Below are 19,095 nucleotides of genomic sequence, written 5' to 3'. Positions count from 1 at the left end.
GGCCGGTCGTCGTGGCGCAGAACGCTGTTCACATCACTCATCCAACTGCCGTGCGAGGCAGGGCTCAAGACGGTCGGCCAGTCCTTGACACAGCTCTGATACCGGCATGACCCGAGGCCTCCCGGGACTGGCATCAGCGGCGCGTCAAGAAGCACGGGATCGCCGTAAGAGGGTTGTCAACGTGGCGTATCGGCTCCCGGTGGTGATCGCAGACTGAGGTTGGAGGGCGGCGAGTGATCGTCGCCGAGATCACGCCCAGTCCGGATCGTGGGGGGTCGGACTGGAGCGGGGACGCATCACGGTCCGGCCGTCACCTCCGGCGCAGGGCCGATGGGCCGGCCCGGATCTCCACCGTACGCATGACAGGAAGGCGGGGCGCCGATGACCCGGGTGCTGGTGGTGGATGACGAACCGCAGCTTGCGCGGTTGCTGGTCATCAATCTGAAGGCGCGGAAGTACGACGTGGACTGCGCGCACGACGGGGGCACGGCGCTGGATGCCGTTGCGGCTCGATGCCCGGACGCGGTCCTGCTCGACCTCGGGCTCCCCGACATGGACGGGATCGAGGTGATCAAGCGGCTGCGCGTGTGGTCGCAGGTGCCCGTGCTGGTGGTCTCCGCCCGCCACGGCTCCGAGGAGAAGATCCAGGCCTTGGACGCGGGTGCCGACGACTACATCACCAAGCCCTTCAGCATGGACGAACTGCTGGCCAGACTGAAAGCCGTCGCCCGCCGCACTCTCACACAGGGCTCGGCTGCCGCGGACGCCGCGGTCGTCGAGACCGAGGAGTTCACCGTCGACCTGCTCGCGAAGAAGGCCAGGCGCGGAGGGGAGAGCATCAGGCTCACCCCGACGGAATGGCGTCTGCTGGAGGTCCTGATCCGCAACCGGGGCCGGCTCGTCAGCCAGCGGCGTCTGCTCCAGGAGGTGTGGGGTTCCTCTTGCGGAACGCAGACCAACTACCTGCGCGTGTACATGGCCCACCTGCGGCGGAAGCTGGAAGCGGACCCGTCGCGCCCGCGTCATCTGATCACCGCCCCGGGCATGGGGTACCGCTTCGAGGCGTGACCGAGGCCTGTGGATGCCGTCAACGTACCTGGTGAGGCGCACGGTTGAGCCGGATGCCGGCGTGCACGCAGGGCCTGCGTACGGCCCGGGTGGAGAGGAACCGCCACGACGGCAGCCTCGGCCCACTCACCACGCCGTCGCCCGTGCCGTGTGCGTGCTGCTCGCTACCGGGCTGCTGATCCGAGTACCGGCTCCCGGAGGCCCGCAAGCCCGCCGACACGTGGGCCACCTACCGAAGCAACCACGAGGACAAGCGGTTCACCGGCGAGTACCGCGGCGAACTGGACGACATCACCTTCGCGCGGGAGCGGGAAGCCGCCGAGAAGACGGTCGAGGCGTATGCCGTCCACCAGCGCGACGACCGGACCTTCCGACAGCCGGTGGCCGAAGGTAAGCAGCAGGAGGCGACGGTCTTCTGTATCGGCTGGGCATCGGACACCCCCAACGCCCGCTTCGGGGAGTGGACGAAGGCGCTGGACCATGTCACCGCCATCAACCAGAGCCACTTCGACCTCGCCGTCCGCGAGGGCCGCAGGGCACTGACCACCCGGGCTCCGACCGGCCGAGTTCCGGTAAGAGGGCTCCGCCCACATGTGCCCCGCAGCCCGCGGCGCGCGCCGGTCATACGCCCAGTTGCGCGCGGATGAGCGCGTCGAGCCGCTGCCAAGCCGGGGACGCGGCGTTGACCGTGCCCTGGATGAGGGCGGGGATCTCGGAGGCCGCGTCCAGCCCGGGTAGGGCGTCGGGGCCGTAGCGTTCCCGTGTCGCCGCGGCGATCCGGCGGGCGAGGTCGTCGATCCGGGGGTCGTCGGCTTCGAGGTCGTACGCGTGGTCGTAGTCGAGGTAGAGCTGCCGTAGTACCGGGTCGGCCGTGGTCTCGGCCTGGTCGTGGAACAGGGCGATCGCGCGGTCCGGTTGGGTGGCGAACACGAGGATCCACAGATCGCGTTGCAGATCCACCCATCGAGGCGTGAATCCCCAGCGGGCCAGGTGCTCCAGATGGGCGCCGACCTCGGCGGGCAGCGGTGCCAACTGTCCGGCGGCGAGCCGGCGCAGGCGCTCTTGCGTGGCCCGCAGACCATGGATGCGGGCGGTGACGTCGTCGTCGATCTCGCGCAGCGCCTGCTGGAAGCCCTCGTGGGTCGCTGATCTCAGGTCCCGGATACGGGCCAGCGGGACGCCGGCTTCGGCGAGCGTCCGGATCTTGATCAGTTCGATGGCGTCGTTCGCGCCGTACCGGCGGTAGCCGGACGCGTCGCGGTCGGGTTCGGGGAGCAGGCCCTTGTCGTGATAGACGCGGATGGTCTTGGTCGACACTCCGACGTACTTGGCCAGCTGCCCGATGGTGATCACCTGGTCATCGTCCCACTTGACCTTTCCCCAGGGGCAGGGTTGCAGCATGGCGTCATGACGAACATGAACATCGATCGGGAGACCCTGCGCGAGCTGGCCGATGAGGGGAGCGAGACCGCTCTGGACCGGCTGGCCGACCTGGCCGACGCAGTCGGCGACTTCGTGGAGCTCGGCGAGCTGTTGGATGAGGGATGCGTGCACGCAGGACTCCTGCTCACTCGGCGCGCAGTGGCGACCGGCGACCTGCGGGAGCTGCAACGGATCTCCGATGCCGGGTACGACGAGGCGGGGAACGAGCTGGATCGGCTGCTGAGGGCGCCGGCCGAGGGGCACGGGGACGGAGGATCCGACCGGCCGCTGTAGTCGCGCTTCGGACAGTGGCCACCGGGTCATCCCGTGGCTGCTCTTCCGGTTGCCGCGGGGCCGTCCCAGGTGCGGTGGATCCGGCTCATCGCGGGCCGGCAGTCGGTGGGACGGCAGGTTGATCACGGGCCTTCCCTGCTGCGGCATGGAAGTGGGGCGAACCTGTCGGAGGGCCGCCCCACGGGGTGGGTTGGTGATCAGCAGCAGGGTTTGCTGCCGTGGCTGGAGCCCTTCTTGCGGCGGGCCCTCTTCTTGCGGGCGTGCTTGGACACGTCCGCGGATCCCCTTCGGGCGGTGTTGCCGACGAGGAGGCCTGCGAGCTTGTTGAGGCGCTTGACGGTGCGGTCCTCGGTGGCGGCGGGGGCCGGGGCGACGCGCTCGGAGCGGTCGTAGTAGGCGCGGTTGACGATCTCCGTGCCCGGGTCGCAGAGCCGTGCGACGTGCTGGGCACCCTCGGCGGCGGGGGCGCCCTCGTGGCCGTACATCGGCAGGAGACCGGTCTCGCACACGCCGGGGTTGACGGAGACGGCGGTGACGCACGAAGTCGGCGGCGGGCGGCCGGAGACGGGCGTCGTCCACACCGGCGGTGGCAACGAGCCCGGCGGCGGCCTGGGCCTCCTCGGGCGTGCGGCCGTGGAGGAGGACGGTGGCGCCGCGCTCGGCGAGTCGGCGGTGAGGAAGCGTGCGAAGCCTTGATCAGCGGCCGTCAGGGGACTGGTGGCAGGTACGCGGAAGACGCGCGGCCGAGGTCAGAGGGCCGGGCGGACAGCAGGCGCCGTCGGCTCCACCTGATTCGGTGGCCGATCGGCGTAGCGCGGACCGCTGTTCATGGCGCAATCCCATCGCATCGGGGACGCGGAGGCAAGCGCCGACCGGCTCCTTGACGGCCTTCTGATGCCCGCCCATCAGGACCGCGTCAAAGATCGACTTCTGTGCGGAAGGAACCCGTCAAGGGGTGCTGCCAGGACCGTCCGCCAGGCACAGACTGGTGGGGCGACGGAGCCGGACGACGGACCGGCGGCACGCGGCTGATGGGCGGTGACCTGAACACCGTCCGGAGCGGCACAAGGTCCCACCGTGGGGGTACGGGCCTGTGCGACCGCGTGTCGGTCACCCGTCGCACAACACATGAGCCGTCCGGCTCGCCGGTGTGGGGACACCGGGGCCGGACGGCTCGCGTGTTCCTGTCGTCATCCCGCACTCAGGGAGCGCTGCGGCGTGGCCGCGCCGGTCGCTTCGGCGTCAGGTGACCGCGGACGCCGGGAGCTCCGGCGATACCGCAGGGCCGTCCCCCGCTATGGGGAGGGTGATGACCATGGTGAGGCCGCCGCCGGGGGTGTCCTCGGCGGTGAGGGTGCCTCCGATGGCCTCGGTGAAGCCGCGGGCGACGGCGAGGCCGAGGCCGACGCCGGCCCCGCGTGGAGCGTCGCCGTGGCGCTGGAAGGGTTCGAAGATGCGGTTCTTGGCTTCGTCCGGGACCCCGGGCCCGCGGTCGACGACGCGCAGCTCGACGCGGCTGGCCAAGGCGCTGGCGGAGACGTGGACGGGCTGGCCGGCGGGGCTGTACTTGACGGCGTTCTCGACGATGTTGGCCACGGCCCGCTCCAGCAGACCGCGGTCGACGGCGACCATGGGCAGGGTCTCGGGGATGTCGAGGTCCACGCTGTCCTCCGGTACGCCACCCAGGGCCATCGGGACGACCTCGTCGAGGTCGGTCACCCGGATCAGGGGGACGACGGTGCCGGTGTTGAGGCGGGACATGTCCAGGAGGTTCCCGATCAGTGCGGCGAGGCGGTCGGCGCCGTCCTCGATGCCCTCGAGGAGGTCGGCCTTGTCCGCCTCGGACCACTCGACGTCGTCGGAGCGCAGCGAGGTGACGGAGGCCTTGATGCCGGCGAGCGGGGTCCGCAGGTCGTGGCTGACCGCGGCGAGCAGCGCCGTACGGATGCGATTGGCCTCGGCGAGTTCACGGGACTTCTCTGCCTCGTCGACGAGCCGCTGGCGGTCGAGTACGACGGCTGCCTGGGCGGCGAAGGCGCCGAGCACGCGCCGGTCCTCGGCGGGCAGGACCCGGCCGGTCAGGGCGAGGGCCATGGTGTCGCCGATGGGCAGGTCCACGTCCGCGTCCTCGGGGCGGACGACCGTGCCGGTGCCGACGGATGCCGCCGTCGTCCAGGGATCGACTTCGCTCGTGCGCTCCAGGAGCACGACCGACTGCATGGCGAAGGTCTCGCGAAGCCGCTCGAGGAGCGCGTCGAGGGAGTTCTCGCCGCGCAGGACACTGCCGGCGAGGAAGGAGAGGATCTCGGACTCGGCGCGCAGCCGGGCGGCTTGGTGGGTGCGCCGGGCGGCCAGGTCGACCACGGAGGCCACCGACACGGCCACGCCGACGAAGATCGCGATGGCGACGATGTTCTTGGGGTCGGAGATGGTGAGCTTGTGGACCGGCGGGGTGAAGTAGTAGTTCAGGAGCAGGGACCCGAACGCCGCCGAGGCGAGCGCGGGGAGCAGCCCGCCGAGGAGTGCCGCCGCCACCGTGAAGGTGAGGAAGAGCAGCATGTCGTTGGCGAGACCGAGCTCGGGCACGAGCTGGCTCAGCAGCACGGTGAGCAGGGCGGGGCCGGCGAGGCCGGTGAGCCAGCCCCAGATGATGCGGGGTCTGCCGAGGCGCGCGCCGCGGGCGACGGGCAGGCTGCGGCGGCCCTTGGCGGCCTCGTCGTGGGTGACGATGTGGACGTCGAGGTCGGGTCCGGACTCGCGGGCGACGGTGGCGCTGACGCCGGGGCTGAAGACGGACTGCCAGGAGCGCCGGCGGCTGACGCCCAGCACGATCTGCGTGGCGTTGCACCCGCGGGCGAACTCCAGCAGGGCGTCGGGGATGTCGTCGCCTATGACGTGGTGGAAGGTGCCGCCGAGGTCCTCGACCAGGGTCCGCTGGACCGCGAGCTCCTTGGGCGAGGCGGAGGTGAGCCCGTCGCTGGCGGCGATGTAGACGGCGAGGACTTCGCCGCCCGCGCCCTTCTCGGCGAGCCGGGCCGCGCGGCGGATGAGCGTACGTCCCTCCGGTCCGCCGGTCAGCCCGACGACGATCCGCTCGCGCGCCTGCCAGGTGGACCGGATGTTGTGCTCGCCGCGGTATTCCTGGAGGTACTCGTCCACCCGGTCGGCGACCCACAGCAGGGCCAGCTCGCGCAGCGCGGTCAGGTTCCCGGGCCGGAAGTAGTTCGACAGGGCCGCGTCGACCTTGTCGGGCTTGTAGACGTTGCCGTGCGCCATGCGGCGGCGCAGGGCCTGCGGGGACATGTCGACGAGCTCGATCTGGTCGGCGCGGCGCGCGACCTCGTCGGGGACCGTCTCCCGCTGGCGGACGCCGGTGATCGTCTCGACCACGTCACCCAGTGATTCGAGATGCTGGATGTTCACGGTGGAGACGACGTCGATGCCGGCCTGGAGGAGCTCCTCGACGTCCTGCCAGCGCTTGGCGTTGCGCGAGCCGGGGACGTTGGTGTGCGCGAGCTCGTCCACCAGCGCGACGGCGGGGCGCCGCGCGAGGATCGCGTCCACGTCCATCTCGGTGAACGTGGAGCCGCGGTAGTCCAGCTCGCGTCGCTCGATGAGTTCGAGGCCGTGCAGCATCACCTCGGTGCGCGGACGGCTGTGGTGCTCGACGAAGCCGACGACGCAGTCGGTGCCCCGCTCGACCCGGCGGTGCGCCTCGGACAGCATCGCGTACGTCTTGCCGACGCCCGGTGCCGCACCGAGGTAGATGCGGAGCTTGCCGCGTCCCATGTTCAGACTCTTCTTCTGTTGACGATCGGGCGGGTGATCAGGGTTCGAAGCGGTAACCCATGCCTGGTTCGGTGATCAGGTACCGGGGGTGGGAGGGGTCCGCTTCCAGTTTGCGCCGTAGCTGGGCCATGTAGACGCGCAGGTAGTTGGTGTTCTCCCCGTAGGTCGGCCCCCAGACCTCCAGCAGCAGCCGGCTTTGGGTGATCAGCCGGCCCGGGTGGGTGATGAGGATTTCCAGCAGGTGCCACTCGGTCGGGGTCAGCCGTACCGTGCGTCCGCCCCGGTGGACCTTCTTCGCGACGAGGTCGACGGTGAACTCGTCGGTCGTGACCAGGGTGACCTTGTCGGCCTGGGAGTCGGCAGTCGGTTCCTGCCTGCGGGCGGCCGCCCGCAGCCGGGCCAGGAGCTCGTCCATGCTGAACGGTTTCGTCACGTAGTCGTCCGCGCCGGCATCCAGCGCTCGGATCTTGTCCTCCGAGGTGTGACGCGCGGAGAGGACCAGGATGGGGACCCGGCTCCAGTCGCGGACCCTCTTGATGACGTCGATGCCGTCCATGTCGGGCAGGCCGAGGTCCAGCACTATGACGTCCGGCTTGCGGGCGGCTGCGAGTTGCAGGGCCGAGCCGCCGTCGGAGGCCTCCTCGACCTCGAACTTGCGCGCCTGGAGATTGATCTTCAGTGCGCGGACGAGCTGAGGGTCGTCCTCCACCACCAGCACCCGGGTCATCGGTGTGCAGCCTTTCCTTCGTTGCGGGCACGGGAAGGAGCCGGCGGGGCGCGAGCATTCCGCGCCCTGCCGGCTCCCGGTCCGTGCGATGACGGACATCAGCTCTTGGTCAGGGCCTTGAGCGCGGTGTTGAGTTCGAGGACGTTGACGCGCGGTTCGCCCATGAAGCCGAGGGTGCGGCCTTCGGTGTTCTGCTCCACCAGCTTCTCGACCTGCTTGACGTCGAGCTTGTTCTGCTCGGCGACGCGGTGGACCTGGATCTTCGCGTAGGCGGGGGAGATGTTCGGGTCGAGGCCGGAGCCGGAGGAGGTGACGGCGTCGGCCGGGACGTCCTGCGGCTTGACCGTGTACGAGGCCGTCGTGTTGTCCGCGATGACCGCGGCCTTGGCTTCCTCGACCAGCTTGACCAGGTCCGGGTTGTCGGCGGCCTTGTTGGTGGCGCCGGAGAGGATCAGCGCGTACTGCGTGTTGACGCTGTTGGAGCCGAGGCCGTTGGAGGGGCGCGGCTGGAACCACTTGAGGTCCGGCTTGGCGGCTTCCTCCGGGTCGTCGGGGTTGGCCTTGGGCAGGTTGTAGGTCTGTCCGATGAGGGAGGAGCCGACGACCTGGCCGCTCTTGTCCTTGATCTCGGAGCCGTTGGCCTTGTCGTTGAAGGCGACCTGTGCGATGCCGGTGACGGCCAGCGGGTACAGGACGCCGCAGACGATCGTCAGAACCAGCAGCGCGCGCAGACCGGCCCACAGCAGACGAGCGGTGTTTCCTACGGAGTTGTTCATGGCTCAGCCGATTCCGGGGATGAGGGAGATGAGCATGTCGATGATCTTGATTCCGATGAACGGGGCGATCAGACCGCCCACGCCGTACAGCCCCAGATTGCGGCGGAGCATCTTGTCGGCGCTGGTCGGCTTGTACTGCACGCCCTTGAGGGCGAGCGGTACCAGCGCGATGATGATCAGCGCGTTGAAGATGACCGCCGAGAGGATCGCCGACTCGGGCGAGGCCAGGCCCATGATGTTGAGCTTGTCGAGGCCCGGGTAGACGACCGCGAACATGGCCGGGATGATCGCGAAGTACTTCGCCACGTCGTTGGCGATGGAGAACGTGGTCAGCGCACCCCGCGTGATCAGCAGCTGCTTGCCGATCTCGACGATCTCGATGAGCTTGGTCGGGTTGGAGTCCAGGTCCACCATGTTCCCGGCCTCCTTGGCGGCCGAGGTGCCCGTGTTCATCGCCACGCCGACGTCGGCCTGGGCGAGCGCCGGGGCGTCGTTGGTGCCGTCGCCGGTCATGGCGACGAGCTTGCCGCCGGCCTGCTCCCGCTTGATGAGGGCCATCTTGTCCTCGGGGGTGGCCTCGGCGAGGAAGTCGTCGACACCCGCCTCCTCGGCGATGGCCTTGGCCGTCAACGGGTTGTCACCCGTGATCATGATCGTCTTGATGCCCATGCGGCGCAGCTCGTCGAACCGCTCGCGCATGCCCTCCTTGACCACGTCCTTGAGGTGGATGACGCCCAGGATCCGGGCGCCCTTCTCGTCCTCGACGGCGACGAGGAGCGGGGTGCCGCCGGCCTCGGAGATGCGGTTGGCGAGGAGGTCGGCGTCGTCCGAGACTTGGCCGCCCTGCTCCTTGACCCAGGTCATGACCGAACCGGCCGCGCCCTTGCGGGTCTTGCGGCCGTCCACGTCGACGCCCGACATACGGGTCTGGGCGGTGAACGCGATCCACTCGGCCTGGGCGAGCTCGCCCTGGTGGCGTTCGCGCAGCCCGTACTTCTCCTTCGCCAGGACCACGATCGAGCGGCCCTCGGGCGTCTCGTCGGCCAGCGACGACAGCTGGGCCGCGTCGGCCAGCTCGGCCTCCGTCGTCCCCTTGACCGGGACGAACTCGGACGCCTGACGGTTGCCCAGCGTGATCGTGCCGGTCTTGTCGAGCAGCAGGGTCGACACGTCGCCGGCGGCTTCCACCGCGCGCCCCGACATGGCGAGGACATTGCGCTGGACGAGGCGGTCCATGCCGGCGATGCCGATCGCGGAGAGCAGGGCGCCGATGGTGGTCGGGATCAGACAGACCAGGAGGGCCGTCAGGACGATCATCGACTGCTCGGCACCCGCGTAGATCGCGAACGGCTGCAGGGTGACGACGGCCAGCAGGAAGACGATCGTGAGGGACGCGAGCAGGATGTTCAGCGCGATCTCGTTGGGCGTCTTCTGCCGGGCCGCACCCTCCACGAGCGCGATCATGCGGTCGATGAAGGTCTCGCCGGGCTTCGTCGTGATCTTGACGACGATCCGGTCGGAGAGCACCTTCGTACCGCCGGTCACCGCGGACCGGTCGCCGCCGGACTCGCGGATGACCGGCGCGGACTCACCGGTGATGGCGGACTCGTCCACCGACGCGACACCTTCGACGACGTCACCGTCGCCCGGGATGATGTCGCCGGCCTCGCAGACCACCAGGTCGCCGATCCGCAGGTCGGTGCCCGGCACCTGCTCCTCGCCCTTGCCGTCCTGGGTCAGGCGGCGGGCGACGGAGTCGGTCTTGGCCTTGCGCAGGGTGTCGGCCTGGGCCTTGCCGCGGCCTTCGGCGACGGCCTCGGCGAGGTTGGCGAAGATCGTGGTCAGCCACAGCCAGGCGGTGATCGCCCAGCCGAACCAGTCCGTCGGCTCCTTGATCGCGAGGACGGTGGTGACCACCGACCCGATCAGGACCACGAACATCACGGGCGACTTGATCATGATCCGGGGGTCGAGCTTGCGTACGGCGTCCGGGAAGGACTTCAGCAGCTGCTTCGGATCGAAGAGGCCGCCGCCCACGCGTCCGGCGCCCGGCTTGTGTCCGGTGGGCACGTCCTGGTGCGGAGCCCTGGTGGGTGTGGCGGTGCTCATGATGCGAGCCCTTCGGCGAGCGGACCCAGCGCCAGGGCCGGGAAGTAGGTCAGACCGGTGATGATGAGGATCGTGCCGACGAGCAGGCCCGTGTAGAGCGGCTTGTCGGTACGGAGGGTGCCCGCGGTCTCGGGGACGGGGTTCTGCTCGGCCAGCGAGCCGGCCAGCGCGAGGACGAAGACCATGGGCAGGAAGCGGCCGAGCAGCATGGCGATGCCGATGGTGCTGTTGAACCACTGGGTGTCGGCGTTCAGGCCGGCGAAGGCGGAGCCGTTGTTGTTGGCGCCCGAGGTGTAGGCGTACAGGACCTCGGAGAAGCCGTGCGCCCCCGGGTTCGCCATCGAGTCGCCCGGCGTGGGCAGGGCCATGGCCGCGGCGGTGAAGCAGAGGACCAGGGCGGGGGTGATGAGGATGTAGCAGGCGGCGAGCTTGATCTCGCGGGTGCTGATCTTCTTGCCCAGGTACTCGGGGGTGCGGCCGACCATCAGGCCGGCGATGAAGACCGCGATGATCGCCATGATCAGCATGCCGTAGAGGCCGGAGCCGGTACCGCCGGGCGCGATTTCGCCGAGCTGCATGCCCAGCAGCTGGATGCCGCCGCCCAGACCGGTGTAGGAGGAGTGGAAGGAGTTGACCGCACCGGTCGACGTGAGCGTGGTGGCGACGGAGAAGATCGCGGAGGCACCGACGCCGAAGCGGGTCTCCTTGCCCTCCATCGCCCCGCCCGCGGCCTGTAGCGCCGGACCGTGGTGGGCGAACTCGGTCCACATCATCAGCGCGGTGAAGCCGACCCAGATGACGCCCATGGTGGCGAGGATCGCGTAGCCCTGGCGCAGGTTGCCGACCATGCGGCCGAAGGTGCGGGTCATCGCGAACGGGATGACGAGGATGAGGAAGATCTCGAAGAGGTTGGAGAACGGGGTGGGGTTCTCGAAGGGGTGGGCCGAGTTGGCGTTGAAGTAGCCGCCACCGTTGGTGCCCAGCTCCTTGATGACCTCCTGCGAGGCCACCGCGCCGCCGTTCCACTGCTGGCTGCCGCCCATGAACTGACCGACCTCGTGGATGCCGGCGAAGTTCTGGATCGCGCCGCAGGCGACCAGGACGATCGCGCCGATCACCGAGATCGGCAGCAGGATGCGGAGGGTGCCGCGCACCAGGTCGGACCAGAAGTTGCCGAGCTCTCCGGTGCGGGAGCGCGCGAAGCCCCGTACGAGCGCCACCGCGACGGCCATGCCGACCGCTGCCGAGACGAAGTTCTGGACCGCCAGGCCGCCGGTCTGTACGACGTGGCCCATGGCCTGCTCGCCGTAGTACGACTGCCAGTTGGTGTTCGCGACGAACGAGGCCGCGGTGTTGAACGCCTGGTCGGGGTCGATCGCGGCGAAGCCGAGCGAGCCGGGCAGGATGCCCTGGGCGCGCTGGAGGCCGTAGAGGAAGAGGACGCTGACCGTGGAGAAGGCGAGGACTGCGCGCAGGTAGGCGGGCCAGCGCATTTCGGCCGACGGGTTGGCGCCGATGGCCTTGTAGATCCACTTCTCCGGCTTGTAGTGCTTCTCGGAGGAGTAGACCCGGGCCATGTAATCGCCCAGGGGGCGGTAGGCCAGCGCGAGCGCGGCCATCAGTGCGAGTAGCTGGAGCACACCAGCGAGAACGGGACTCATCGGTGGCTAAAACCTCTCCGGGTACACGAGGGCGAGGATGAGGTATCCGAGCAGGGAGACGGCCACGACGAGGCCGACGATGTTTTCGGCGTTCACAGCTTGGTCACCCCCCGGGCGATGAGAGCCACCAGCGCGAACACCGCGACCGTGGTGACGACGAAGGCCAGATCGGCCACCGTGAGCTCCTGGATGAAGTGGGAAGAAAATGAATCGGCCAGATGGCCGATGACGAGACAACCGTGTCTTCATCCCGGCGTTAAGACGCTTTGACGGGGTCCATACGAGCGCAGCGGAACTCTTAACGCCGCCCTGACGGAATGCGCCGGAAAAGGCCCGGTCAGGCCTGGTGGGACAGCCCCGCCGTGTCCAGGGCCGAGCCCGCCTGCGCGGCCGGCGCGACGGCTACGAGCAGGTCCTGTTCGGAGGCCAGCGGGCCGGGGAGGGGATCCAGCAGGAAGCGGCCGTAGTGGTGTCCGCCGTCGACGACCCGCAGCTGCGGCGAACGGCCGTCCTCGGCCGGCCGGGCGGTTCCTTCGAGGCGCGCCAGGTGGGCGGCAACCGCGACCACTGAGACGACAAGGATCAGAGCTGCGTTCGTCGCCGACAGATCCGTACGGAAGGGCACGGGCACGAGCGCCACGAGGAAGGGGGCCACGAGCGCCGCGAGCAGGGCGACGGTGTCGTGGAGTCGGTACCCGGACATGTGAACCCCCCTGTCCGGACAAGAGGGTTTCGAATCAGAACTTCTCGGGCCTGATCAGTGCGACCACGAGATAACCGAGCAGAGCGAGGGCGATGAGCAGCCCGACCACGTTCTCCGCATCCATCTGAACCTTCTCCCGTTTCTGGGTGGGGCGACGGGTGGTGCCCCTGTCAACCCTGCCCCTCTCGGGAGGGGCGGCCACATTCCCCCGCGAGGTCTTGACGCACCTCATACGACCTTTCCGCCGAGGCATCAAGGGCACGTGAAGACTGGCGCGGCGGCCGTATGAACAGCGCCAAGAACACTGGCGATCCGGCCACGGCGTTCGGACGCTGTCCTCACTTTGTCCAACGGAGGAACAGCGAAAGATGTCCATAGACATGGGAAAGCCGAGCACGGCAGGACAGGCCCCGGGCGCGGAGGAGCCTCCTGATACCGGCGTGGGCACGCCCGCGGCAGGGGACCATCACCGGCTGACCGCCCTCCAGGGACTGGCGGCGCTGTCGCTGGACGCGATGGCGTCCGTGGCGTACGGGCCGGAGTCGATCGTGCTGGTGCTGGCGGCGGCCGGTGCCTACGGGATGGGCTTCACCCTTCCCGTCACCCTGGCGATCGCCGCACTGCTCGCGGTGCTGGTGGCCTCGTACCGGCAGGTGATCGCCGCGTTCCCGGACGGCGGCGGCTCGTACGCGGTGGCCAAGCGGCACCTCGGCCGGCGTACGAGCCTGGTGGCCGCAGCCTCGCTGATCCTGGACTACGTGCTGAACGTGGCCGTGTCCGTCACGGCCGGCGTGGCCGCCCTGACCTCGGCGTTCCCGGAGCTGTACGGGGAACGGGTGTGGATCTGCCTGGGTGTCCTCGTTCTGGTCACCGCGGTGAACCTGCGCGGGGTCGTGGAGTCCGCCAAGGCCTTCCTCGTGCCCACCGCCGTCTTCGTCGGGTCGATCCTCGCGATGGTCGTCGTCGGCCTTTTCCGCGACGGCCCGGTCAGCACCGCCTCCGCTGCCGGGCACGCCTCCGCGCTCGGGGAGGGCGCCACCGCGGTCGGCGCGCTCCTGCTGCTGAAGGCCTTCGCCGCCGGCTGTTCCGCCCTGACGGGCGTCGAGGCCGTCGCCAACGCCGTGCCGTCGTTCCGGGCTCCGGCCGCCCGCCGGGCGCAGCGCACCGAGGTCGCCCTCGGCGCGCTGCTGGGCGTGATGCTGATCGGCCTGTCGATCCTGATCGGGCGCTTCCACCTCCAGCCGGTCGAGGGCGTGACCGTGCTCGCGCAGCTCGCGGACGCCTCCTTCGGGCACAACGCGGCCTTCTACGTGGTCCAGTTCGCCACCATGGTGCTGCTCGCGCTCGCCGCGAACACCTCCTTCGGTGGACTGCCCGTGCTGATGAGCCTGCTGGCCCGGGACAACCACCTGCCGCACGTGTTCGCGCTCAAGGCCGACCGGCAGGTCCACCGCCACGGTGTGGTCTGGCTGGCCCTCGTCTCCGCCCTGCTGCTCGTCTGTTCCGGCGGCGACACCAACACCCTCGTCCCGCTCTTCGCGATCGGCGTCTTCGTCGGCTTCACCATCTGCCAGGTCGGCATGGTCAGGCACTGGTACGGGGAGCGGCCGCGCGGCTGGCAGGCGAAGGCGGCGCTCAACGGCTTCGGCGCGCTGCTGACCGGTGTCTCGGCCGTCGTCGTCACTGCCACCAAGTTCACCGAGGGCGCCTGGCTGATCGTCGTCGCGCTGCCGCTGCTCGTTCTCGGCTTCGAGAAGATCCACCGGGCCTACGCCGAGATCGGCGAACGTCTGGAGCTCGGCCGGGTTCCCCAAGCCCCGCATCGCTCCCGCTCCGTGGTCGTGGTCCCCGTCTCCGGTCTGTCCCGCCTGACCTGCCAGGCCCTCACCGCCGCCCGCTCGCTCGGCGACGAAGTCCTCGCCGTGACCGTCACCCACCCCACGGCCGAGGACCGGCAGGCCACCGAAGCCCTGCGCCGGGACTGGGAGTTGTGGAAACCCGGCGTCGAGCTGATCGAGCTCTCCTCGGAGACCCGCTCGCTGGGCCGCCCCGTATCGGCGTACGTACGCAAGCTCGCGCAGACCCACCCGTACGCCCAGGTCACCGTCCTCATCCCGGAAACCGAACCGGCGCACCTGTGGCAGCGGCTGCTCCAGAACCAGCGCGGCTCCGTCGTCGCCCACGCCGTCCGCCGCGACACCGACGCCGTGATCTGCCGGTTGCGCTTCCGCATCACGGCCGACGCGCGCCGAAGTGTGTTGATGCGCCTCTGACGGCGGCTTGACGCGTCTCGTCCGCCGCCGTCAACAAGGTGCCAATTCCTGCGCCCACTTGGGCCCCTCCTGCAGAACAGGCGGTAGTTTCCTGCCTGTTGCGCTGCCGGGGACCTCGAATGCTCACATGACGGCCGAGGGGGTCCATGGAGACGGTCCCCGGCGGCGACGCCCTCTCCCGCACCCTGGCCACGAGACGCCGGGGCCGCCAGGGCCGGGGCCGGGCTCAGGCGGAGTCGCTGCGCAAGGCGCGTACGGACACGGTCGCGGTGCGGCTGAACCGCTGGACGTACGGGGCGAACCTGAACCACGCGGAGACCGAGGTGGTCACGCCGGCCGAGCTCCAGCCCTTCGACTTCGTGCTCGTCGAAGCCGGCGAGCTGATCCCGGCCGACGGCGATGTGGTCGACGGGGCCGCGATGGTGGACGAGTCGGCCGTCACCGGCGAATCGGCTCCCGTCTTACGGGAATCGGGCGGCGACCGGTCCGGGGTCACCGGCGGCACGACCGTGCTCTGCGACTCGATCGTCGTACGGGTCACCTCGCGCACCGGCAACAGCTTCATCGACCGGATGATCGCCTTGGTCGAGGGCGCCACCCGGCAGAAGACCCCGAACGAGATCGCGCTGAACGTCCTCCTGGCCGCACTCACCGTCATCTTCATCCTGGTGGTCGTCGCCATCCAGCCGATGGCCGCCTACGCGCACGCCGCACAGTCCACGACCGTCCTGGTCGCCCTCCTCGTCACCCTCATCCCGACCACGATCGGCGCTCTCCTGTCGGCGATCGGCATCGCGGGCATGGACCGGCTCGTCCAGCGGAACGTCATCGCGATGAGCGGACGCGCGGTCGAGGCCGCCGGGGACGTGAACACCCTCCTCCTCGACAAGACCGGCACCATCACCCTCGGCAATCGGGAGGCCGCAGCCTTCATCCCCCTGCCCGGCGTGGATCACATCAAGCTGGCGGACGCCGCCCAGCTGTCCTCGCTCGCCGACGAGACGCCCGAGGGCCGCTCCGTCGTCGCCCTCGCCCAGCAGTACGGACTGCAGCCGGCGGCCGCGGCGGACCTCGGCAATCCCCGTTTCACCGAGTTCAGTGCCCGCACCCGGATGAGCGGTGTGAACCTGAGCTGGGACAACGGCGCGGGTTGCGCCATCCGCAAGGGCGCGGTGACGCAGGTCTGCGACTGGGTGGTGGCGCGCGGCGGGACCGTACCGCCGCAAGCGGCGGAGTGGTCGGCCACCGTGTCGCAGTCCGGGGGCACGCCTCTGCTGGTGGCGGTCCACGACTGGGACGGCCCGAGGGTGCTCGGGATCATCCATCTCAAGGACGTGGTCAAGGACGGGATCCGGGAGCGCTTCGCGGAGTTGCGGAGCATGGGGATCCGTACGGTCATGGTGACCGGCGACAACGAGCTGACGGCCCGCGCCATCGCCGTCGAGGCCGGCGTCGACGAGTACCTTGCCGAGGCCACCCCCGAGGACAAGCTGGCCCTCATCAGGCGGGAGCAGGCGGGCGGCAAGCTCGTCGCGATGACCGGCGACGGTACGAACGACGCCCCCGCACTGGCCCAGGCCGACGTGGGTGTGGCCATGAACACCGGTACCTCGGCCGCCAAGGAGGCCGGGAACATGGTGGACCTGGACTCCAACCCCACCAAGCTCATCGACATCGTCGAGATCGGCAAGCAGCTGCTGATCACGCGTGGCGCCCTGACCACCTTCTCGATCACGAATGACGTGGCGAAGTACTTCGCGATCATCCCCGCCATGTTCACCGCGGCCTACCCGGGACTCGAAGCCCTGAACATCATGGGCCTGCACAGCCCGACCTCCGCCATCACCTCGGCGATCATCTTCAATGCCCTGATCATCGTCTCCCTCATCCCGCTCGCCCTGCGCGGCGTCCGCTACAAGCCCGCCTCCGCACACGACCTGCTGCGCCGCAACCTCGGTGTCTACGGCCTCGGCGGCCTGATCCTGCCTTTCGTCGGAATCAAGCTCATCGATCTCGTGGTCTCCACCATCCCCGGGCTCGGCTGACATCGGTCAAGGGCACGACCGGCCACTGCGGTCGGTGTTGCCGTCCACGGCTTCGCCTCCGATGGAGCGTGAGTGCTCTCACTACGCCACAGGTGGTCCTGTTCGCGTTAAGGACGCGTCAGGGTTTGCTCGCGCGCGTGCATAAAGGATCAGTTTGCGTACGCTTGCTCAGCCGTCGGTGTCGATGGCTGATTCTTTGCGTACGACAGGAGCCCCCCACGATGGCCACCCCTGCCCGCACGTCGCGCCTGCGCGCGTGGATGCTGGAAGGCTTGACCGCCGAGAACAGTTCGCCCGCTGCCAAGGAGGCGGCGGCCCAGCCGCACGGCCGGCCGTGGTGGCGGGTGATGTGCCTGACGGGTCTCGACTACTTCTCCACCCTCGGCTACCAGCCCGGCATCGCGTTCCTCGCGGCCGGGCTGCTGTCGCCGCTGGCGACGATCGTGCTCGTGCTGCTCACCCTCTTCGGTGCGCTGCCCGTCTACCGGCGGGTCGCGGAGGAGAGCCCGCACGGCGAGGGGTCCATCGCGATGCTGGAGCGGCTGCTGACGTTCTGGAAGGGGAAGCTGTTCGTCCTGACCCTGCTCGGGTTCGCGGCGACCGACTTCCTCATCACGATCACCCTTTCCGCCGCGGACGCGACCGCGCACATGGTGGAGAACCCGCACCTCACCAGCACGTTGCACGGCCACGAGGTACTGATCACCCTGATCCTGATCGCGCTCCTGGGCGCCGTGTTCCTGAAGGGGTTCAGCGAGGCCATCGGCGTGGCCGTGGTCCTGGTGGCCACCTATCTCGGCCTGAACGTGGTCGTGGTGGCGGTCGGGCTGTGGAACGTGTTCACGCAGCCGCAGGTCATCACCGACTGGACGACCGCGCTGACCGCCGAGCACGGCAACCCGTTCATGATGATCGCCATCGCGCTCGTCGTGTTCCCCAAGCTCGCGCTGGGCCTGTCCGGCTTCGAGACGGGTGTGGCGGTCATGCCGCACGTCAAGGGCGATCCCGACGACACCGAAGCCAGGCCCGCCGGCCGGATCCGCGGTGCGAAGAAGCTGCTGACCACAGCCGCCGTGATCATGAGCATCTTCCTGATCTGCTCCAGCCTGATCACCACCCTGCTGATCCCCGCCGCCCAGTTCGAGCCGGGCGGCGAGGCCAACGGCCGCGCCCTCGCCTACCTCGCCCACGAGTACCTCGGCTCCGCCTTCGGCACCGTCTACGACATCTCCACGATCCTGATCCTGTGGTTCGCCGGCGCCTCCGCGATGGCCGGCCTCCTCAACCTGATGCCGCGCTACCTGCCCCGCTACGGCATGGCCCCGCACTGGGCCCGCGCCCTGCGCCCCATGGTCATCGTGTTCACCCTGATCGCGTTCCTCGTGACCTGGATCTTTAACGCCGACGTCGACGCGCAGGGCGGCGCCTACGCCACCGGTGTCCTCGTCCTGATCACCTCGGCCGCGGTCGCCGTGACCATCGCCGCCCGCCGGGCGGGGGAACGCGGCTGGACCATCGGCTTCGGCATCATCTCCGCCGTCTTCATCTACACCACCGCCGTCAACGTGGTCGAGCGCCCCGACGGCGTGAAGATCGGCGCCTGTTTCATCGCCGGCATCATGGCGCTGTCCCTCCTCTCCCGCCTCGCCCGCGTCTTCGAGCTGCGCGTCACGCACATCGAGTTCGACGACATGGCCCAGCGGTTCATCCGCGACACCGCCAACCGCACGATCCGGTTCATCGCCAACGAGCCCGACAACCGGGACTTCGAGGAGTACCGGCAGAAGAAGGCGCAGATCCGCGCGGACAACGACATCCCGGCCGACGACGACGTCATGTTCGTCGAGGTCACCGTCCTGGACGCATCCGAGTTCGAATCGGGCATGCGCGTACGCGGAGAGGTCCTCCACGACCGCTACCGCGTCCTGACCCTGGAGAGCTCCAGCATCCCCAACGCCCTCGCGGCCCTCCTCCTCCACGTCCGGGACGAGACCGGCCAGCGCCCGCACATCTACTTCGAGTGGACCGAGGGCAACCCGATGGCCAACTTCCTGCGCTTCTTCCTCTTCGGCCAGGGCGAGGTCGCCCCCGTCACCCGCGAAGTCATCCGCGAAGCCGAACCCGACCGGGCCCGCCGCCCCCACGTCCACGCCGGCTGACCGCCGTCCTCGACGCCCGGTGGCTGCTCGGGATCGGGGTCCGGGGCGTCATCGCCGCGATGCTGATCG

At 69.4% G+C, this 19,095-nt stretch carries 15 protein-coding genes and 1 pseudogene; 6 read left to right on the top strand and 10 right to left on the bottom strand.

The annotated features are described in order from the left end of the window. Positions 1–381: 381 nt before the first annotated feature. Entirely contained in the window at positions 382–1,068 is a 687-nt protein-coding gene (locus JYK04_RS07070; protein ID WP_189734032.1) for a response regulator, read from the top strand. A gap of 621 nt (positions 1,069–1,689) precedes the next feature. On the opposite strand, the gene JYK04_RS07065 is transcribed toward JYK04_RS07070, so the two are convergent. Then, complete coding sequence (locus tag JYK04_RS07065; RefSeq protein WP_189734031.1) at positions 1,690–2,421, bottom strand: MerR family transcriptional regulator; 732 nt, start codon at positions 2,419–2,421, stop codon at positions 1,690–1,692. Positions 2,422–2,475: 54 nt separating this feature from the next. Here JYK04_RS07065 and JYK04_RS07060 point away from each other — a divergent pair, with 54 nt between their 5' ends. Beyond that, on the top strand, positions 2,476–2,784 hold the full coding sequence (locus JYK04_RS07060; protein WP_189734029.1) for a hypothetical protein: 309 nt from the start codon (positions 2,476–2,478) through the stop codon (positions 2,782–2,784). Between the two features lie 290 nt (positions 2,785–3,074). On the opposite strand, the pseudogene JYK04_RS41065 reads toward JYK04_RS07060, so the two are convergent. Then, positions 3,075–3,320: pseudogene (locus tag JYK04_RS41065) on the bottom strand (SDR family NAD(P)-dependent oxidoreductase); the annotation flags it as partial. On the opposite strand from JYK04_RS41065, the gene JYK04_RS41060 reads away from it, so the two are divergent. After that, entirely contained in the window at positions 3,316–3,480 is a 165-nt protein-coding gene (locus JYK04_RS41060; protein WP_229875063.1) for a hypothetical protein, read from the top strand. The pseudogene JYK04_RS41065 and the gene JYK04_RS41060 sit on opposite strands and share 5 nt — an antisense overlap. A gap of 546 nt (positions 3,481–4,026) precedes the next feature. Here the strand turns inward: JYK04_RS41060 and JYK04_RS07050 are convergent. The 8 genes from JYK04_RS07050 to kdpF (JYK04_RS07015) all read right to left on the bottom strand — a co-directional run bounded on the left by JYK04_RS07050 (position 4,027) and on the right by kdpF (JYK04_RS07015) (position 12,673). After that, positions 4,027–6,573 carry a sensor histidine kinase gene (locus JYK04_RS07050; protein WP_189734027.1) on the bottom strand — a complete coding sequence of 849 codons (2,547 nt, stop codon included), beginning with the start codon at positions 6,571–6,573 and terminating at the stop codon, positions 4,027–4,029. Between the two features lie 37 nt (positions 6,574–6,610). Further along, a complete protein-coding gene (locus JYK04_RS07045) occupies positions 6,611–7,300 on the bottom strand; it encodes a response regulator (protein ID WP_189734025.1) in 690 nt (229 codons plus the stop codon). A 98-nt stretch (positions 7,301–7,398) separates the two neighbouring features. Then, on the bottom strand, positions 7,399–8,076 hold the full coding sequence (locus JYK04_RS07040) for a potassium-transporting ATPase subunit C (protein WP_189734023.1): 678 nt from the start codon (positions 8,074–8,076) through the stop codon (positions 7,399–7,401). Positions 8,077–8,079: 3 nt separating this feature from the next. Continuing rightward, positions 8,080–10,185, bottom strand: a complete 2,106-nt coding sequence (gene kdpB / locus JYK04_RS07035) for a potassium-transporting ATPase subunit KdpB (RefSeq protein WP_189734021.1) — start codon at positions 10,183–10,185, stop codon at positions 8,080–8,082. Then, on the bottom strand, positions 10,182–11,846 hold the full coding sequence (gene kdpA, locus JYK04_RS07030) for a potassium-transporting ATPase subunit KdpA (RefSeq protein ID WP_189734019.1): 1,665 nt from the start codon (positions 11,844–11,846) through the stop codon (positions 10,182–10,184). The genes kdpB (JYK04_RS07035) and kdpA overlap by 4 nt, the downstream gene beginning before the upstream one ends. A gap of 6 nt (positions 11,847–11,852) precedes the next feature. Beyond that, the gene (gene kdpF / locus JYK04_RS07025; RefSeq protein ID WP_037690508.1) at positions 11,853–11,942 is read right to left on the bottom strand and encodes a K(+)-transporting ATPase subunit F; all 90 of its coding nucleotides are present in this window, start codon (positions 11,940–11,942) and stop codon (positions 11,853–11,855) included. Between the two features lie 241 nt (positions 11,943–12,183). After that, positions 12,184–12,549 (bottom strand): hypothetical protein, encoded by a 366-nt coding sequence (locus JYK04_RS07020; protein ID WP_189734017.1) that lies wholly within the window; start codon positions 12,547–12,549, stop codon positions 12,184–12,186. A gap of 34 nt (positions 12,550–12,583) precedes the next feature. Further along, positions 12,584–12,673, bottom strand: coding sequence for a K(+)-transporting ATPase subunit F (kdpF, locus tag JYK04_RS07015; RefSeq protein WP_189734015.1), 90 nt, complete (start codon positions 12,671–12,673; stop codon positions 12,584–12,586). A gap of 244 nt (positions 12,674–12,917) precedes the next feature. Here kdpF (JYK04_RS07015) and JYK04_RS07010 point away from each other — a divergent pair, with 244 nt between their 5' ends. The 3 genes from JYK04_RS07010 to JYK04_RS07000 all read left to right on the top strand — a co-directional run bounded on the left by JYK04_RS07010 (position 12,918) and on the right by JYK04_RS07000 (position 19,026). Beyond that, entirely contained in the window at positions 12,918–14,822 is a 1,905-nt protein-coding gene (locus JYK04_RS07010) for an APC family permease (protein ID WP_189734013.1), read from the top strand. Between the two features lie 146 nt (positions 14,823–14,968). After that, entirely contained in the window at positions 14,969–16,867 is a 1,899-nt protein-coding gene (kdpB, locus tag JYK04_RS07005) for a potassium-transporting ATPase subunit KdpB (RefSeq protein ID WP_229875031.1), read from the top strand. A gap of 221 nt (positions 16,868–17,088) precedes the next feature. Further along, positions 17,089–19,026: an APC family permease gene (locus JYK04_RS07000; RefSeq protein ID WP_189734011.1), complete on the top strand. Its 1,938-nt coding sequence runs from the start codon at positions 17,089–17,091 to the stop codon at positions 19,024–19,026. Positions 19,027–19,095 lie beyond the last annotated feature (69 nt).

The sequence above is a fragment of the Streptomyces nojiriensis genome (assembly GCF_017639205.1).
Taxonomy (GTDB): Bacteria; Actinomycetota; Actinomycetes; order Streptomycetales; family Streptomycetaceae; genus Streptomyces; species Streptomyces nojiriensis.
Note: the sequence above shows the minus strand (reverse complement) of the source record. Positions and strands in the feature narration are given on the sequence as shown.

Coding starts and splice junctions, on each gene's coding strand:
- JYK04_RS07070 (WP_189734032.1), top strand. CDS start 382: ATGACCCGGGTGCTGGTGGTGGATGACGAACCGCAGCTTGCGCGGTTG.
- JYK04_RS07060 (WP_189734029.1), top strand. CDS start 2,476: ATGACGAACATGAACATCGATCGGGAGACCCTGCGCGAGCTGGCCGAT.
- JYK04_RS07050 (WP_189734027.1), bottom strand. CDS start 6,573: ATGGGACGCGGCAAGCTCCGCATCTACCTCGGTGCGGCACCGGGCGTC.
- JYK04_RS07045 (WP_189734025.1), bottom strand. CDS start 7,300: ATGACCCGGGTGCTGGTGGTGGAGGACGACCCTCAGCTCGTCCGCGCA.
- JYK04_RS07040 (WP_189734023.1), bottom strand. CDS start 8,076: ATGAACAACTCCGTAGGAAACACCGCTCGTCTGCTGTGGGCCGGTCTG.
- kdpB (WP_189734021.1), bottom strand. CDS start 10,185: ATGAGCACCGCCACACCCACCAGGGCTCCGCACCAGGACGTGCCCACC.
- kdpA (WP_189734019.1), bottom strand. CDS start 11,846: ATGAGTCCCGTTCTCGCTGGTGTGCTCCAGCTACTCGCACTGATGGCC.
- JYK04_RS07020 (WP_189734017.1), bottom strand. CDS start 12,549: ATGTCCGGGTACCGACTCCACGACACCGTCGCCCTGCTCGCGGCGCTC.
- kdpF (WP_189734015.1), bottom strand. CDS start 12,673: ATGGATGCGGAGAACGTGGTCGGGCTGCTCATCGCCCTCGCTCTGCTC.
- JYK04_RS07010 (WP_189734013.1), top strand. CDS start 12,918: ATGTCCATAGACATGGGAAAGCCGAGCACGGCAGGACAGGCCCCGGGC.
- kdpB (WP_229875031.1), top strand. CDS start 14,969: ATGGAGACGGTCCCCGGCGGCGACGCCCTCTCCCGCACCCTGGCCACG.
- JYK04_RS07000 (WP_189734011.1), top strand. CDS start 17,089: ATGGCCACCCCTGCCCGCACGTCGCGCCTGCGCGCGTGGATGCTGGAA.